13 protein-coding genes are annotated in these 15,469 nt (G+C 65.6%); 2 read left to right on the forward strand and 11 right to left on the reverse strand.

Annotated elements, in window-relative coordinates:
- Positions 1-22: 22 nt before the first annotated feature.
- From ACWICV_RS04165 to hisI, 11 genes are all read right to left on the reverse strand, one after another.
- Entirely contained in the window at positions 23-1,492 is a 1,470-nt protein-coding gene (locus ACWICV_RS04165; RefSeq protein ID WP_400288163.1) for a glutamate synthase subunit beta, read from the reverse strand.
- The gene (gene gltB / locus ACWICV_RS04170) at positions 1,485-6,104 is read right to left on the reverse strand and encodes a glutamate synthase large subunit (RefSeq protein WP_454090695.1); all 4,620 of its coding nucleotides are present in this window, start codon (positions 6,102-6,104) and stop codon (positions 1,485-1,487) included. The genes ACWICV_RS04165 and gltB overlap by 8 nt, the downstream gene beginning before the upstream one ends.
- 305 nt (positions 6,105-6,409) lie before the next feature.
- Positions 6,410-6,574 (reverse strand): hypothetical protein, encoded by a 165-nt coding sequence (locus tag ACWICV_RS04175; protein ID WP_181149008.1) that lies wholly within the window; start codon positions 6,572-6,574, stop codon positions 6,410-6,412.
- A 92-nt stretch (positions 6,575-6,666) separates the two neighbouring features.
- On the reverse strand, positions 6,667-7,665 hold the full coding sequence (lgt, locus tag ACWICV_RS04180; protein WP_454090694.1) for a prolipoprotein diacylglyceryl transferase: 999 nt from the start codon (positions 7,663-7,665) through the stop codon (positions 6,667-6,669).
- Positions 7,665-8,447, reverse strand: a complete 783-nt coding sequence (gene trpA / locus ACWICV_RS04185; protein ID WP_105656706.1) for a tryptophan synthase subunit alpha — start codon at positions 8,445-8,447, stop codon at positions 7,665-7,667. Before trpA ends, lgt begins: the two co-directional genes overlap by 1 nt.
- Entirely contained in the window at positions 8,448-9,779 is a 1,332-nt protein-coding gene (trpB, locus tag ACWICV_RS04190) for a tryptophan synthase subunit beta (protein WP_402470938.1), read from the reverse strand.
- Between the two features lie 110 nt (positions 9,780-9,889).
- Positions 9,890-10,714: an indole-3-glycerol phosphate synthase TrpC gene (trpC, locus tag ACWICV_RS04195; RefSeq protein WP_454090693.1), complete on the reverse strand. Its 825-nt coding sequence runs from the start codon at positions 10,712-10,714 to the stop codon at positions 9,890-9,892.
- Position 10,715: 1 nt separating this feature from the next.
- Positions 10,716-10,964 (reverse strand): HGxxPAAW family protein, encoded by a 249-nt coding sequence (locus tag ACWICV_RS04200; RefSeq protein ID WP_105656709.1) that lies wholly within the window; start codon positions 10,962-10,964, stop codon positions 10,716-10,718.
- Positions 10,965-11,120: 156 nt separating this feature from the next.
- Entirely contained in the window at positions 11,121-11,711 is a 591-nt protein-coding gene (locus ACWICV_RS04205) for a Trp biosynthesis-associated membrane protein (protein ID WP_133834236.1), read from the reverse strand.
- Positions 11,708-13,279 carry an anthranilate synthase component I gene (locus ACWICV_RS04210; RefSeq protein WP_332727224.1) on the reverse strand — a complete coding sequence of 524 codons (1,572 nt, stop codon included), beginning with the start codon at positions 13,277-13,279 and terminating at the stop codon, positions 11,708-11,710. The genes ACWICV_RS04205 and ACWICV_RS04210 overlap by 4 nt, the downstream gene beginning before the upstream one ends.
- Before the next feature lie 103 nt (positions 13,280-13,382).
- Positions 13,383-13,784: a phosphoribosyl-AMP cyclohydrolase gene (gene hisI, locus ACWICV_RS04215; RefSeq protein ID WP_105656852.1), complete on the reverse strand. Its 402-nt coding sequence runs from the start codon at positions 13,782-13,784 to the stop codon at positions 13,383-13,385.
- A gap of 134 nt (positions 13,785-13,918) precedes the next feature.
- Here hisI and ACWICV_RS04220 point away from each other — a divergent pair, with 134 nt between their 5' ends.
- Positions 13,919-14,560 carry a TIGR03085 family metal-binding protein gene (locus tag ACWICV_RS04220; protein ID WP_454090692.1) on the forward strand — a complete coding sequence of 214 codons (642 nt, stop codon included), beginning with the start codon at positions 13,919-13,921 and terminating at the stop codon, positions 14,558-14,560.
- 102 nt (positions 14,561-14,662) lie between these two features.
- Positions 14,663-15,295 (forward strand): hypothetical protein, encoded by a 633-nt coding sequence (locus tag ACWICV_RS04225; RefSeq protein ID WP_454090691.1) that lies wholly within the window; start codon positions 14,663-14,665, stop codon positions 15,293-15,295.
- The last annotated feature ends 174 nt before the right edge of the window (positions 15,296-15,469 follow it).

Here is a 15,469-nt window from a genome sequence, read left to right on the forward strand (position 1 = left end):
GCCGCATTCAAGCCTATGTCACTCAAATGATGCTGATGGCCCTATCGGTTGGAGCAACCGGTGCAGGAAGGGTAGTCGAACCCATGAGGAACTTGTCGACCGCGGCCGCGCAAGCGCGTCCTTCGGCGATAGCCCACACGATCAGCGACTGTCCCCGACCGGCGTCTCCGGCGACGAATACCGATTCGGTGTTCGTCATGTAGTAGCCATCTCGGGCGACGTTGCCCCGGTTGTCGAATTCGATACTGACCTGTTCGTCCAATCCGGAAACTTCCGGACCGGTGAACCCGAGGGCAAGCAGAACCAGATCCGCTTTGATTACGCGTTCGGTTCCAGGCTTCGGGAGGCGCTTGCCAGCAACAAATTCTGTCTCTGCAACTGTAACACCGATCACCTTGTTTTGCTCAGTTCCCTCGCCGGAGATGAAGTTCACGGTCGAAGCCAGGTAGGTTCGCTCGCCGCCTTCCTCATGGGAGGTCTGCACCTCGAAAAGCACCGGCATCATCGGCCACGGCTGGTCTTCGCGGCGCTCGGTGCCCGGCTGCTGGCCGATGGCCAGCGTCGTGACGCTCGCCGCTCCCTGGCGCAGGGCGGTGCCGATGCAGTCCGATCCGGTGTCTCCGCCGCCCAGCACGATCACGTGCTTGCCCGCCGCATCGATGCGCGGGGCATCGAGCTGGCCGGCGACCACGCGGTTGCTCTCGGTGAGGAACTCCATGGCATGGTGCACGCCGTCGAGCTTGTTGCCCGGCACCGGCAGCTCGCGCGGCACCGTGGCACCGGTGGCCACGATGACCGCGTCGTAGTCGCGGCGCAGCTGCTTCCAGGAGATGTCCTTGCCGATCTCGATGCCGGTGCGGAAGATCGTTCCTTCGGCTTCCATCTGGGCCAGGCGCAGGTCGATGACCTGCTTCTCGAGCTTGAAGTCCGGGATGCCGAAGCGCAGCAGGCCGCCGATGGCTTCGTCGCGCTCGTAGACGGCCACGGTGTGCCCGGCACGGGTCAGCTGCTGGGCGGCGGCCAATCCGGCCGGCCCCGAACCGACGATCGCCACGCGGTGCTCGGTGTGGCGGGCAGGCGGCTGCGGCACGAAGTCGCCGGCGTCCATCAGGTGGACAGCCAGTTCCGCTTCGACCTGCTTGATGGTCACCGCGGGCTGGTTGATGCCCAGCACACAGGAGGACTCGCACGGGGCCGGGCACAGCTTGCCGGTGAGCTCCGGGAAGTTGTTGGTGCTCAGCAGCCGGGCGGCCGCATCATCCATCCGGCCCCTGTAGGCCAGGTCGTTGAACTCCGGGATCAGGTTGCCCAGCGGGCATCCCGAATGGCAGAACGGGACGCCGCAGTCCATGCAACGGCCGGCCTGCTCCTCCAGGATGCCGGACTTCTGGCGCTCGACGACCTCCTTGTAGTCCATCAGGCGCACCGGCACCGGGCGCTTGGGCTGGGTGACGCGTTCGGTCACCTTCAGGAATCCACGTGGATCAGCCACGGGTCACCTCCAAAATCTTGTTCCATACCTGCGGCGAATCCGGGTTCTGCCCGTTGGCTACTGCGTCGCTGCGCAGCTGCTGCACGGCGGCGAAGTCGCGCGGGGTGATGCTGGTCAGCCGGCTGCGGGTTCGTTCCCAGTCCAGCAGCAGGCGGGAGGCCAGCGGGGATGCGGTCAATGCGATGTGCTCGGTGAGCAGCTCGTGGATGCGTTCGGCTTCGGCATCGGTAATCGGCGCTACCAGCACGTCCGACTGCCCGGCAGCCAGCGGGTTCAGCTTGGCTGCATCGAAGTCCAGCACCCAGGCCACGCCGCCGGAGAACCCGGCGCCGAAGTTGCGGCCGGTGGCTCCTAGGATCAGCACCTGTCCCCCGGTCATGTACTCGCAGCCGTGCTCGCCGATGCCTTCTGTGACAATCGTGGCCCCGGAGTTGCGCACCGCGAAGCGTTCGCCGACCATGCCGTTGATGAACAGCTCCCCGCTGGTGGCGCCGTAGCCGACCACGTTGCCGGCGATGACCTGCTCCTCGGGTTTGGACAGGGTGGTGTGCGGCGGGTGGATCGCGATCCGGCCGCCGGACAATCCCTTGCCGACGTAGTCATTCGCGTCGCCCGAGAGCTTGAGTGTAATGCCCTCGGGAAGGAAGGCGCCCAGCGACTGGCCGGCGCGGCCCGAGAGGTTCACCTTGATGGTGTCCCGCTCCAGGGTCTGCAGCCCGAAGGTCTTGGTCACATGGTGGCCCAGCAGCGTGCCGGTGGAGCGGTCGGTATTCACGATCGCCGCGTCGATGCTGACCGGCAGGCGGTCAGCCAGCGCCGGTCCGGCCGCGGCGAGCAGCTGCTGGTCCAGGTGCGTGTCCAGCCCGTGGTCCTGGCCGATGCGGCGGCGGCGCGCCGCCAGCTCGGTATCCGGCACGTGGGTAATCGCATCCAGGGCCAGCCCGGAGACCTTGTCGTGCGCGGCGAACTGGGCGGGATCGGCCTGGAGCAGTTCGACCTTGCCGATCACCTCGTCCAGGGTGCGCGCCCCCAGCGAGGCGAGCAGCTCTCGCACCTCCTGGGCGATGAACTCGAAGAAGTTCACCACGAACTCGGCCTTGCCGGTGAAACGTTCGCGCAGCGCAGGATTCTGCGTGGCCACGCCCACCGGGCAGGTGTCCAGGTGGCATACGCGCATCATGATGCAGCCCGAGACCACCAGCGGCGCGGTGGCGAAGCCGAATTCCTCGGCACCCAGCAGGGCGCCGATCAGCACGTCGCGCCCGGTTTTCAGCTGGCCGTCGACCTGCACGGTGACGCGGTCGCGCAACCCGTTGAGGATCAGCGTCTGCTGCGCTTCGGCCAAGCCGATTTCCCACGGGGTGCCGGCATGCTTCAGCGAATTCATCGGCGAGGCGCCGGTGCCGCCATCGTGCCCGGAAATCAGCACGACGTCGGCCTTGGCCTTGGCCACGCCGGCCGCGACGGTGCCGATGCCGGACTCGGAGACCAGCTTCACGTGCACGCGGGCGGAAGGGTTGGCGCACTTCGCGTCGTGGATCAGCTGGGCCAGGTCCTCGATCGAGTAGATGTCGTGGTGCGGCGGCGGGGAGATCAGCCCGACACCCGGGGTGGAGTGGCGGGTCTTGGCGATCCAGGGGTAGAGCTTGGCGCTCATCAGCTGGCCGCCTTCGCCGGGCTTGGCGCCCTGGGCCATCTTGATCTGGATGTCATCGGCGTTGGCCAGGTACAAGCTGGTCACGCCGAAGCGGCCCGAGGCGATCTGCTTGACCGCGCTGCGGCGCACCGGATCGAGCAGCCGCTCCGGATCCTCCCCGCCTTCGCCGGTGTTGGACTTCGCGCCCAGCTGGTTCATCGCGATGGCCAGGGTTTCGTGGGCCTCGGCCGAAATCGAGCCGTAGCTCATCGCGCCGGTGGCGAAGCGCTTCACGATGGAGCTGACCGGCTCCACCTCGTCGATGGCGATCGGGGTGATCCCCTGGGTCTTGAACTTCAGCAGCCCGCGCAGGGTCTTGAGCTGTGCGGCCTGGTCGTCGACGGCCTTGGTGTACTCCTTGAACACGTCGTAGCGGCGGGTGCGGGTGGAGTGCTGCAGGCGGAAGACGGTTTCCGGGTTGAACAGGTGCGGCGGGCCTTCGCGGCGCCACTGGTACTCTCCACCGGTTTCCAGTTCCAGCGGCTGGGCGCCGCCGTCGATCTCCGGGTAGGCGCGGGCATGGCGGGCGGCGGCCTCGGCGGCCACCACATCCAGCTCGATGCCCGAGAGCTTGGTGGCGGTGCCGGTGAAGTACTGGTCGACCACGCGCTGGGACAGGCCCGCGGCCTCGAAGGTCTGCGCGCCGCAGTAGCTGGAGACCGTGGAGATGCCCATCTTGGACATGATCTTCAGCACTCCCTTGCCCAGCGCCTTGATCAGGTTGCTGCTGGCCTGGTGCCCGTCAACTCCGGGCAGCTCGCCGTTCTCGGCCATCTGCTCGACCGATTCCAGGGCGAGGTAGGGGTTGATGGCGCTGGCGCCGTAGCCGATGAGCAGGGCGATGTGGTGCACTTCGCGGGCGTCGCCGGACTCGATGATCAGCGAAACGCGGGTGCGGTTGGAGCTCTTGAGCAGGTGGTGGTGCACCGCGGAGGTCAGCAGCAGCGACGGGATCGGCGCCCAGGCCGCGGAGGAATCGCGGTCCGAGAGCACGATGTAGCGCACCCCGCGGTTCACCGCGGCGGAAACCTTCTCGCAGATTTCCTGCAGGCGGGCGCGCAGCTCGGATTCGCCGCCGGCCGGGCGGTACAGGCCGCGCACCTTCAGCGAGTACTTGGACCCGGATTCGTCGCGCAGGTGCACGATCTTGGCCAGCTGGTCGTTGGTCAGCACCGGGTAGTCCAGCGCGATCTGGGTTTGCGGGACACGGTCCAGGGACAGCAGGTTGCCGTCGGGGCCGATCGCGGTGCCCATCGAGGTGACCAGCTCTTCGCGGATTGCATCCAGCGGCGGGTTGGTGACCTGGGCGAAGGACTGGGTGAAGTAGTCGAACAGCAGGCGCGCCCGGTCAGCCAGGGCGGCAATCGGGGTGTCGGTGCCCATGGCGGCCAGCGGTTCGGCGCCGGTGGCGGCCATGGGAGCGAGCAGCACGCGCAGCTCCTCGGTGGTGTAGCCGAAGGTCAGCTGGCGCAGGGCCACGGAGGCGGAGTTGTGGCGCACGTGCTCCAGGTCCGGGAAGTCGGCCAGCGTCTTCAGGTTCTGCGAAACCCATTCGCGCCATGGCTTGGCGGCGGCCACTTCGGCCTTGATCTCGGCGTCCTCGACAATACGCTGGGCGTCCAGGTCCACGGCGAACATCTTGCCCGGGGCGACACGGCCCTTCTTCACGATGTGCTCTTCGTCGACGTCGATCACGCCGACCTCGCTGGCCAGGACCACCAGGCCGTCGTCGGTGACCCACCAGCGGGCTGGGCGCAGGCCATTGCGGTCCAGCACCGCGCCGGCCATCGCGCCATCGGTGAAGCAGACGGCGGCGGGGCCATCCCACGGCTCGATGAGCATGGACTGGTACTGGTAGAAGGCGCGCAGGTCCGCGTCCATCTGATCGTCGTTTTCCCACGGCTGCGGGATCATCATCATGATGGTCTCGGTCACGTTGCGGCCCGAGAGCATGAGCATTTCGGCGACCTCGTCGAAGGAAGCCGAGTCCGAGGCGCCGGCGGTGCAGATCGGGAACAGTTCCTCGGGCACCTCGCCGAGCAGCTCGGATTCCAGGGTCGACTGCCGGGCGCGCATCCAGTTGCGGTTGCCCTTGACGGTGTTGATCTCGCCGTTGTGCGCGATGGTGCGGAAAGGCTGGGCCAGCGGCCACGACGGGAAGGTGTTGGTGGAGAAGCGCGAGTGCACGATGGCGCAGCGGCTGGTGAAGCGGGTGTCGGACAGGTCCGGGTAGAACGGCTCGAGCTGCGCGGTGGAGACCATGCCCTTGTAGACGATGGACTGCGAGGAGAACGAGGCGAAGTACACGCCCATCTTGTTATGCGCGCGGCGGCGGATGCGCCAGGCGGCGGCGTCCAGCTCGCGGCGGGTGGCGGCCGGGGCGCCGGCGTGGGCGCCGATGAAGATCTGGGCGATGTACGGCATCACCTTGCGGGCCGAGGCGCCGAGCACGTCGGAATCAACCGGTACCTCGCGCCAGCCGAGCACCGCCAGGTTCTCCTCGGCGGCCATGGTTTCCAGTTCTTCCTGGGCGAAGGCACGTTCGCCGGCGTCGGCCGGGAGGAAGCCCATGCCCACGGCGTAGGAGCCGGCGGCGGGAAGATCGAATGCGGTGACGCTGCGCAGGAAGGCATCGGGCAGATGCAGCAGGATGCCGGCGCCGTCGCCGGTGCCTTCATCGGCGCCGATGGCGCCGCGGTGCTCAAGCCGGCGCAGGGCGGTCAGCGCGTGGGCGACGATCTCGTGGCTGGCATCGTTCTTCAGGGACGCGATCATCGCCAGGCCGCAGGCATCCTTTTCGGCCGCTGGGTCATACAGACCCTGCGCGCCAGGCAGCGCGGAAAAACGGGTGTAGGGCGAGGGGACCTCCTCGCCAAAACCTGGCGAGGCGTTCATCTGGACTCCGGTCATGCTCATGAGCGTGCCTTTCTGTGGTTCATGCAGGATAGGCGCGCGGCAGCCCCCGGTAAAGGGCTTATTCTTGGCAAGGGCTTCCGGCCGCCTGGATGTTTCATCTAGCTGAAACTTTTCGACAGTGCTAAGCGGGGTCTGCTTGCGCATCGAGGTTTCGGGGACGAACATTTCCCACCTCGTTGTGGTGCTGCACCAGCTGGCCTTTCCAGGGGTCGATCGACCAGCGTGGCGCGTGGATCACACGTTACGCAGGTTTTGTTTCTCGCATGCGCGTGCTTGTGTTTCAGGAATGTTAAAAACTTCTGCCGCTACCGGCGCGGAAAAAGCAGTTTTTTGCGGGCGGGGATCGCGAAAACCGGTTTTGCCAGCCGGTTTTGATAGCCGCCCAATGTTTCGGGCATGTTGCGCCCGAGGGACGGAAAACTGCCCAGATTTTCCGGACATTTCGCCATATTGGGGCCAGAGCGCGTCATGAAAGCGGATCCGGGCAGCTGCTGGCGCGGCTTAAACCACCGGTGGCCGGCAAGCGTGGATGCTTGCCGGCCACCGGAATGGTGCTATGGAATTATTGCTGCCGCTCTGTGGCGTCGCTGCCCGGATCGGAGCTGGACTCCGCCGGTGAGTGCGCGGCGGGCTTGGCGCGATCTGCTTCGACCGGCTGCGCCGGGGCCCTGCCTGGCAGGTAGAACGGATCGACCTGCTGCTTGCGCAGCTTGCCCAGGACCACGATCAGCGCGAGGATGCCGGCGATGGCGATGCCGATCGCCAGCCACTGGTGCACGCGCAGGGCCAGCGGCCCGATGGCGATGATTTCGGCCGGGTCCAGGCGCAGCGATTCGGTGAAGGTGCGGCCGATGCCGTACCAGATCATGTAGCAGCAGAACAGTGCGCCGCGGCGCAGCTTGAACTTCCGGTCCAGCGCGATCAGCACGAAGGCGCCCAGCACATTCCACAGCGACTCGTACAGGAAGGTCGGGTGGAAGAGCGTGTCCGCGGGCAGCCCGGCCGGGAAGTTGTAGTTGTCCGCATCGATCTCCAGGCCCCACGGCAAGTCGGTCGGCGCGCCGAACAGCTCCTGGTTGAACCAGTTGCCCCAGCGCCCGGCCGCCTGCGCTAGCAGCAGGCCGGGCACGGCCGCGTCGACGAAGGCCGAGAGCCGGATGCCGGCTTTCCGGCAACCGATCCACGCTCCGAGTGCGCCGAGCGACACCGCGCCCATGATGCCCAGCCCGCCCAGCCAGATCTGCGGGATCTCGGCCAGGTGGGCGGTTTGCCCGCCGAGTCCGAAGTAGTACATCGGGTCGGTGATCAGCACATGGTAGAGGCGTCCGCCGATGATGCCGAAGGGGATCGTCCAGATGGCGATGTCCCAGAGCATGTCGGAGTTGCCGCCGCGGGCGCCGAGGCGCTTGTTGGTCAGCCACAGCGCGATCAGGATGCCCGCGAGGATGCACAGCGCGTAGGCGTGGATGGTCAGCGGGCCGATCGAGATCCTGGCGAATTCCGGCGGCGGCGAAGGGATGGAGGCGGGCAAGGCAAGCGCCAGCTGCGCGGCAAAAGCCATCAGGCCCGTCCGCTCAGTTCGGCGGCCAGGGCGCCCACGGCCGGCACTCCCCCGTCACGCAGGGCGGCGACCAGCGCGGTGCCGACGATCACGCCGTCGGCGTAGGCGCCGATTTCTTCCACGTGCTCGCGGCGCGAGACGCCCAGGCCCACGCAGGCATTCTCGGCGCCGGCGTTGTGGGCGGCGGCGACCACTGCCTGCGCGGCGGAGGACACCTCGGTACGGGCGCCGGTGACGCCCATCAGCGACACGCAGTAGACGAAGCCGGAGGACGCATCCACGGTGCGCTGCACCCTCGCTTCGGTGGACGAAGGGGCAATGAGGAACACGCGCTCCAGGCCGTGCTTCTCGCTGGCCTGGATCCATTCGGCGGCCTCGTCGGGCACCAGATCCGGGGTGATCAGGCCGGCGCCGCCGGCTTCGGCGAAGCGCCGGGAGAACTCGTCCACGCCCAGGCGCAAGACCGGGTTCCAGTAGGTCATGACCATTACTGCCACGTCGGTGCGTTCGGTGATTCCGCGCACGATGTCGAAGATCTGCGGGACCTTGAAGCCGTTGGCCAGCGCCTGCACGGTTGCTTCCTGGATCACCGAACCGTCCATCACCGGGTCGGAGTACGGGATGCCGATCTCGATGACATCCACGCCGTTCTCGGCCAGCGCCACGGCGGCCTCGATGCTGGTGGCGACGTCTGGGAAGCCGGCAGGCAGGTAGCCGATGAGGGCCGGGCGGCCCTCGGCGCGGGCTGCGGCGATCTTCTGGGCGCTGGTCACGCGGGTCATCTACTTCTCCTCGGATTTCTGCGAGCCGGAGTTCTGCGCAGTGGCCGCGTTGATTTCGGCCTCGGCGTCTTTTTCGTCGATCATGTTGAACCAGGCGGCAGCGGTGCCCACGTCCTTGTCCCCGCGGCCCGAGAGGTTCGCGATGATGATGGTCTCTTCGGGGACCGCGCCTTCGGCGATCTTGCGCGCCGCCAGGCGGATGGTGCCGGCCAGGGCGTGCGCGGACTCGATCGCCGGCAGGATGCCCTCGGTGCGGCACAGCGCCTTGAACGCGTCCATCGCCTCGGTGTCGGTGACCGGCTCGTACTTCACGCGGCCGATGTCGGCCAGGTAGGCGTGCTCCGGGCCGACGCCCGGGTAGTCCAGGCCCGCGGAGATGGAGTGCGATTCGACGGTCTGCCCGTCCTCGTCCTGCATCAGGTAGGACTTCGCGCCATGCAGCACGCCCGGGCGGCCCAGGGTGATGGTCGCGGCGTGGCGGTCGGTGTCCACGCCGTCGCCGCCGGCCTCGTAGCCGTAGATCTCCACCTCGGGATCGTCGAGGAAGCCGTGGAAGATGCCGATCGCGTTCGATCCGCCGCCGATGCAGGCGGTCACCGCGTTGGGCAGGCGGCCGGCCTGGGCCAGGATCTGCTCGCGGGCCTCGTCGCCGATGACCTCGTGGAAGTAGCGGACCATGGCCGGGAACGGGGCGCCGCCGGCGGCGGTGCCCAGCAGGTAGTGGGTGTTATCCACGTTGGCCACCCAGTCGCGCAGCGCCTCGTTGATCGCGTCCTTCAGCGTCTGGGAGCCGACGGTGACCGGGATGACGGTGGCGCCGAGCAGGCGCATGCGCGCGACATTCAGCGCCTGCCGGCGGGTGTCCTCCGCGCCCATGTAGACCACGCATTCCAGGCCCATCAGGGCCGCGGCGGTGGCCGAGGCGACGCCGTGCTGGCCGGCACCGGTCTCGGCGATGATGCGGGTCTTGCCCATGCGCTTGGCCAGCAGCGCCTGGCCGAGCACGTTGTTGATCTTGTGGCTGCCGGTGTGGTTCAAGTCCTCGCGCTTGAGGAAGATCCGCACCCCGCCGCAGTACTGCTCGGAAAAGCGCTTGGCTTCGGTGAGCAGCGAGGGGCGCCCCGAGTAGTTCTTGTTCAGGTCCTTGACCTGGGCGATGAACTCGGGGTCGTTCTTGGCCGCTTCGAAGGTCTCGTTCAGCTCGTCCATGGCGGCCATGAGGGACTCGGGCATCCATCGCCCGCCGTAGGCACCAAAGTACGGGCCGCTTGCGTGCCTTAGCGACTGTGCATCGATCGACTGGCGGTGCTCGGAGTTTTCCGGAGTGCTCATCGATTCCCTCTTTCCTCGTACGGAGCTTGATTCGTGGTAAGTCTCGTGCCCCGCCGGAAACTCCTGCGGGGCACGAAAAGCAGTTCTGGGTCCTTCACCGCCGTGCGCGGCTAGCGCTGCGGCTTGGCGCCGGTACCGGCCTTGATGAACGCGGCGACCGTAGCGCGCGGATCGGCATGCTTCACCAGCGCTTCGCCCACCAAGACCGCGTCGGCGCCGGCCGCACCGTATTGGGCGACCTGTTCGGTGGATTCCACACCGGACTCGGCGACGATCACCGCCTGGGCCGGCAGCAGCGGAGCGAGCTTGCCGAAGGTGGCTGGATCGACGTCCAGCGTCTTCAGGTTGCGCACGTTCACACCGATGATCTTCGCTCCGGCCTTGCTGGCGCGGGCGATTTCCTCCTCGGTGTGGGTCTCCACCAGGGCGTTCATTCCCAGCTGGTGAGTCAATTCTAGGAAAGATGCCAGCAATTCATCATTCAGCGCCGCAACAATGAGCAACACGAGGTCAGCGCCGTGGGCGCGGGCTTCGTAGATCTGGTACTCGTCGACCGTGAAATCCTTGCGCAGCACCGGAATCTGCACGGCAGCGCGTACCGCGTCGAGATCCTGCAGCGAACCGCCGAAGCGGCGGGCTTCGGTGAGCACGGAAATCACCGAGGCGCCACCGGCCTCGTATTCTGCGGCCAGTACGGCAGGCTCCGGGATATCTGCCAGCGCACCCTTGGACGGGGACTTGCGCTTGACCTCGGAGATGACACGCAGCGTGGTGTCGCGGGCGGCCTGGTCGGCATGGCCACCGAGCGCGGCGAAAGCATCGCGCGCAGGAGCTGCCGCTGCCGCGGCCTGCTTGATCGCTTCCAGGCTGGTGATTGCGCGACGGGCGCCCAGGTCTTCCCGGACGCCCGCGATGATCTCATCAAGAACAGTCAATTTAGTGCGATGCTCCGCTGCGAGCGCCGCCCACGCCGAAACCGGCTGCCTTCAGGATCCAGCCCAGGAGCAGGCCAACCACCATGATGCCGCAACCGACCCAGACGATGGACCAGGCGAAGTAGGCGAAGGCGATGCCGGCCACGATTGAACCGGCAATCATGGTCAGTACGCAGGCCCACGCTGCGATGGAGTTACCGTGGCCAATCTCTTCGGTGTATACCGGATCGAGCTCGGTGTTCTGCGACATGTTCGATGTCTCCTCATGTTGTGATGCTGCGTCCCGGCAGGGCGTTGCTGCCCGGGACGTTGGTCTTCAGGTTCCATTCTGCCACCTGCGCGCGAGAACCTCCTATTCCGGAAGCCTACGTTTCGCGCCGGTGGTGCGAATCACGATCCGCTCGGGTTATTTCCGGCCAGCAGTCGGGTCTTCGCCGTCCGAGAGCTGCTCCCAGCTGGCGATGTTGCGCGAGGACTGGTCCTTGGGCTCCGCGCTGGATCTTGCCGCCTGCCGATCGTACTTGCTGGCCTTAGCGGGCCAGCGGCCGGCGAAGACGAACACCAGCACGGCCTGCAGCGCCATCAGCACTCCGGCGAACACCGCGACCGCTGGCCACGCGCTGAGCGTGTACTCGCCGACGTTCTGGGCCAGTCCGGTAGCTTCGGCCACGGTGGTGGAGGCGACGGCCTGCGGATCGCGCAGCGCCCCGAGGCCGGCGGCAACCACGGTGGCACCAGCGAGCAAGCAGATCGCCGCAATGATGTAGCGGGCGATCTTCCCGGCGATCAGCAGCGCCAGTGAACCGGCCAGCACCACCACGGAGACCGCGGTGACCGAGGCGGCGGCGGTGGCGCCGTCGATGGCGATCTGCGGGATCTGCACGGAACTGGAGGCCACATCGACGGTGATCCATGTGCGGGTGGCCGACCAGAGGCCGATCAGTGCGCCGGCCATGCCGAAGAGGGCGAGGGTGCGGGCGCTGGTCAATTTCTTCACTTCGTTTCACCTGATTCGGTGTTGATGTTGTGGGCCGCACGCATCGACTGCGCAGCCCAGACGGCGCGCAGCGGGGCGGCTGCCTTGTTCACGGTTTCCAGGGCTTCGTCGGCGAACTTCGAGTCATTGACGATGCCGCCGCCGGCTTGCACATAGGCGCGCTCCCCCTTGAGCAGCGCGGAGCGGATCGCGATGGCCATGTCCATGTCGCCGGCGAAGTCCAGGTAGCCGACCACGCCGCCGTAGATGCCGCGGCGGTACGGTTCGTACTCGTCCAGCAGCTGCAGGGCGCGGGGCTTCGGTGCGCCGGAGAGCGTGCCGGCCGGGAAGGTCGCGGCCAGCACGTCGTAGGCGTCCACGTCGTCGCGGGTCTTGCCCACCACATTGGAGACCAGGTGCATGATGTGGCTGAAGCGCTCGACCTCCATGAACTGGGTGACTTCCACGGTGCCGGCCTTGCAGACCCGCGAGAGGTCGTTGCGCGAAAGGTCAACCAGCATCAGGTGCTCGGCGCGCTCCTTCTCGTCGTTGAGCAGCGACTTCTCGTGCAGCTGGTCGTCCTCGTAGTTCGCCCCGCGCGGGCGGGAACCGGCGATCGGGTGGGTGACCACGTGCGAATCGTTGACGGTGACCAGCGCTTCGGGCGAGGAACCGACGATCTCGAACCGTTCGCCGTCCTCGTTGACGAAGTTGAACAGGTACATGTACGGGCTCGGGTTAGTCGCGCGCAGCACGCGGTAGACATCCAGCGCGTCGGCCTGCGTTTCCAGCTCGAAGCGGCGCGAGACGACGATCTGGAAGACCTCTCCGTCCACGATCGCGGTCTTGGACTTGGCCAGCGCCTTGAGGTATTCGTTTTCATCCCAGGAGTGGGTGACAGCTTCCATCAGGGTTTCGCGCGGCACATCGGTACCGGTGAGCACCGCCGCGGCCGAATCCACTGGCACGGCGAGCTGGTCGAGCATCGCCTGCAGGCGGGTGACGGCACCGTCGTAGGCGTCGTCGACGTTCTCGTCGCTGCCATCGAAATTGATCGCGTTGGCGATCAGCGTGACGGTGCCTTCGGCCGCATCATGGGCAGCCATGTCCGCTACCAGGTTCATGCTCAGCTCAGGCAGGTTCAGATCATCGGCCGGCGGGTTGGGCAGCTTCTCCCAGTGGCGCACGCATTCCCAGCCGATGAAGCCGACCATGCCGCCGGTCAAGGGAGGCATGCCGGGAACGGGTTCGGTCTTCAGCGCGCGCACGGTGTCGCGCAAGACCTCCACGCCCGCACCGCCGGTAGGCAGGCCAGCTGGCGCATGGCCCTGCCAGTAGGCTTCTGAACCACGGGTGCTCAGCGTTGCCGGGGAGTTCACTCCAATGAAGGAATAGCGGCTCCAGACACCGCCCGGGGCAGCCGATTCCATCAGGAAAGTGCCCGGGCGGCCCTGCGCCAGGGTGCGGTAGAGGCCGATGGGCGTGAGCGAGTCAGCCAGCACGGTGATAGTCACGGGGATGACACGACGGTTCGCGGCCATGGCGCGGAAGGACTCGCGGGACGGGGAAATCTTGCCAAGGGTTTTCATCTGTGTTCTTCTTCTACGTATTCTTCGAGCGCGTGCTGCGATGCGCAGCTGGGCGCGGCATTCCCGGCGCTAGCCAACCGCGTGTGCCGGTGCTTCGAAAGTCCTACTCGGGGCGGTGGCCCACGACGGCCGGCAATTCACGATCGGTGAAGCAGGATTCGGTGCCGGTGTGGCAGGCGGCGCCTACCTGGTCGACCTGCACCAGCAGCGCGTCCCCATCGCAATCCAGGGCAACGGACTTCACGAACTGGAAGTGGCCGGAGGTGTCGCCCTTGCGCCAGTATTCCTGGCGGGAACGGGAGTAGAAGGTGACCCGGCCAGTGGTCAACGTGCGGTGCAACGCTTCATCGTCCATCCAGCCGAGCATCAGCACTTTCCCGGAGTCGTACTGCTGCGCGATGGCAGCAAACAGGCCATTGGCATCTCGCTTGAGACGCCGGGCAATAGCCGGGTCGAGGCTGTGGGATTCAGGGCTCGGATTCGAGCCGTCGTTAGAAGTAGACATCACCATTAGCATACTGGTTTTCCGCGGAATCCAGAGACCTGTGACGTACCGCTCGTCGACGCGCCACGCCGTCTTGGCGACACCTCTTTCACCTTGCACAATTAGTCACTTGGAGCGTGCTAGTTTCAGAGGTGATGCACTTAGTTCAGGCTTCCAGACTTGCGTTGGCCGAGACCCTGCTTGCGGCAGGACCTACCGCCGACACCCTTTGCGACGGTTGGCAGACCCGCCATCTCGCCGCTCACCTTGTGTTGCGCGAAAGCTCACTGCTTTCTGCCGGCATGTTCTTCAAACCGCTGTCCAAGAAGCTCGAGGCGAAGCAGAACCAAATGGTGATCGCGGCGCAGACTCCCGAAGGCTATGCCGGGTTGGTCCGCAGCTTCCGATCGGGTCCGCCCGCTTTCTCGCCCTTCGCCATCGAGAAGGTCAACCAGTCGGCGAACCTCTCCGAGTTCTTCATCCACACCGAAGATGTGCGGCGTGCCCGCGGCCAGTGGGCTCCGCGGGTCCTGGACACCGAGTACACCGAACTGCTCTGGCAGTCGCTGACCCGCATGTCTCGCCTGCTGTTCCGCCATGCGCCAATTGGCATCATCCTGACGCGTCCCGATGGCCAGCGTCATGTCGCCAAGAAGGCTCCGAACGCTGTTTCGATTACCGGCCCGGTCACCGAGCTGATGATGTACTCCTTCGGCCGCATCGACCAGAGCCTGGTCTTGTTCGAAGGCGGGGAAACCGCATTGGAAATCGTCAAGGGCTTCAAGCCAGGGCTATAAAGCTCCCTTGGTTATCCACATTCGTGGGTGTGCCGTCCAAGTTCGCGTCGCACCGGCCTAGGATTTCGAGCAATCGATATCCAACAGGTCTGGAGCTTAGCCATGAACACGCGCAGAGTCCTTGAGCATTACCCCAATGTCGCTATCGCCATCGTGCCCGCGTCCGTCTTGGTTGCCCTGGTATCAGCGCTCTTCGTTTCAGTCGCACCCGCCGATCCGGCGTCCTCGGCTTCATTGCCGACGGCTTCAAGTACCACGCAGGCACCTCCATCAAGCGAACTGGAGCTTCCGGAGTCGGCAGATATCACGTATGAAAAATCGGACTACGGAGTCCAGGACGCCGCAACGTACTTCTTCGACTTGCTCAATTATGAAATCATCTACCAGGACTCCGCCGATTTCACCCCGATAGTTACCGGAACATGCAAAGCGGAACAGTGCTGGAAGACCTTCCGCGAGCAAGAAGACCTCCGAACAGGTCCGGAAGACATGCAAACCGGCGGCTACTACTTCCTGCACACGGACTATATCGTCCGGTTTGACGGTAATTCTGCTTATCTGATGGGCGAGCTGACCTTGTCTGAACGTTCGCTCCTTCGTCCCGATCAGGAAAACATCATTGTCGAAGAACAAAATCTGGGTGAAATCACCATGGGACTTGAATACACCGACAACGGATGGAAAGTTTCTGCCATCGCGCTTGAGAGTCTCCCGAGTAAGGCACCGCTCAGCTAATTGAACGTGCCTGATTTCAGGCTAGGCGATTCCATGAGTCCTGAAATCAAACGTCGCCAGTCGCATCGTTTCACTCCAGACCGTCATCAAACGTGGTTACAGGTAATTGGGATTCGGGATTTAGCTGCCCTGAGTTTTCCACAGATTCCTCAAAGACTCTCCACTTTCTTGAAA

This window comes from Glutamicibacter sp. NPDC055354, from assembly GCF_053644955.1.